The 1,851-nt window shown below is 74.9% G+C and carries 1 pseudogene; it reads left to right on the top strand.

Annotated elements, in window-relative coordinates:
* Positions 1 to 1,851 (top strand): annotated as a pseudogene (locus ACWDX9_RS62850) (hypothetical protein); the annotation flags it as partial.

Here is a 1,851-nt window from a genome sequence, read left to right as displayed (position 1 = left end):
CCTTCGCCGACGCCGCCGAGTACGACCTCGCGCACGCCGCGTCGGTCCGCGCGGCCCAGTGCCTGCTCACCACCGCGCAACGCCGGGGCGGCCAGGACCTCAAAGCCGTCGCCCGCGCCGGGCTGGGCGGCGCCGACGACGTCCTGCTGCGCAACGCCGCCACCGACTACTGGGCCGATCCGCCGACCCCGCTGCACGCCGCCTTCGGCAAGGACGAGGAGCGGACCGGCGCCAAGCTGGACGAGCTCAACGACCGGCACTACGTCTGGGAGGGGTCGCTCGCCGTCCCGCCCCCGAAGGGTTACACGGACGTCCAGTTCCAGCGGATCGACCAGAAGGACAACCCGTTCACCAAGGCGGGTCTGCTCACCTGGATCTCCAACCAGTACTGGCAGCACGAGGACGACTTCTACGCCGACCAGACCCCACGGGCCGCCAAGGAGTCCGTGGACGCGGTCAACAAGGTCGCCGAGGAGCGGTACCCCGCCGGCGGCGACGACGAGGAGGGGCGGCAGGCGTGGAAGGACCTGACCGCCGACCACCCCATGTACGCCGACGACGCGCGGGCGTTCCTGGAGCGGGGCGGGTTCGCGGAGAGCGCGCCCGATCCGGACAGCATGGAGTTCCGGGTCGACGTCGAGAACCTCAAGGCCCGCTACGCCTCCTGCACCACCGCCAACCCGCCGGACCCGCACGAGGTGCTGAAGGCCGAGTTCGCCACGGCGTCGGCGGAGTGGCAGCAGGAGGTCGACGGCCAGCGCGCCCAGCGTGACACCATCCTCAACGAGGAGGCCGGGGCCGCCGCCGACCTCCAGGTCGCCTCCCAAGCGCTGGGTGAGGCGCTGGGCCAGTCGATCATCGCCAGCCGGCTGACCGAATGGCAGGCGTACTGGCTCAAGCAGTCGCCGGACGACCTGTCCTACCCGAGCGCGGCGCAGTTCGCCAAGGTCAAGACCGACATCGTCAAGGCGCAGGCGATGGCGCTGGGCCGGGTGTTCGTCGCCTCGCGGGCCGCGCAGTCGGTCCAGCGGCACGCCGCCGCCGCCGTGACCGCTCAGCAGGCCGCGTACGCGATCGCCGACGCCGCCGGGCTGCCACGGGGGCGCGGCCTGCTCTACGGACAGCAGGCCGTCCAGGTGGCCCGCGCCTCGGCCGCCGCCACGCAGGCCGTTTCCAAGGCGACCGAGACCGCGGGCAACGCCACCCGGGCGTCGGCCGCGGACAGCAAGACGCTGATGGCGCTGGCCGAGACGCAGGCGCACGCCTCGCGGGCGGAGTTCCGGCGGATGGCCGCCGAGGAGGCCGCCGCGCAGGCCAAGGCCGCCGCCGACGGCGCCGCCGCGCAGGCGGCTCTCGCGGCCGAGAACGCGGCCAAGGCCAAGAACGCCCAGGCCAGGGCCGAGGCCGCCGAGCAGACGGCGAAGGCGGCGGCCGACGACGCCCGCGCCAAGCGGGAGATCGCCGAGTCCGAGCGCGACAACGCGGAGCGGCAGAAGAACATCGCCGCCGAGCAGCGCGCCAACGCCGCCGCCGCGGAACAGCGGGCCCAGTCCGAACGGCAGACGGCCGCCAACGCGCTGAGCGCCGCCCAGGGCGCCGGCGCCACGGCGGCCGACAAGAAGGAAGTGGCGCTGGAGGCCGAGCGTAAGGCGGCCGCGGCCCGTACCACCGCTCTGGAGGCCGAGAGCACCCGGGACACCCTGCAGGCCAAGGCCTCCGCCCGCGAGGCGTACGCCGCGGCCGCCGAGGGCACCGATGCCGCCGAGGGGGCCAGGACCGCCGCCACCCAGGCGCGTTCCGCGGCCGACCGGGCGACCACCGCCGCGACCAACGCCCGCGCCGCCGCCGACC

This window comes from Nonomuraea sp. NPDC003201, from assembly GCF_053590415.1.
Note: the sequence above shows the minus strand (reverse complement) of the source record. Positions and strands in the feature narration are given on the sequence as shown.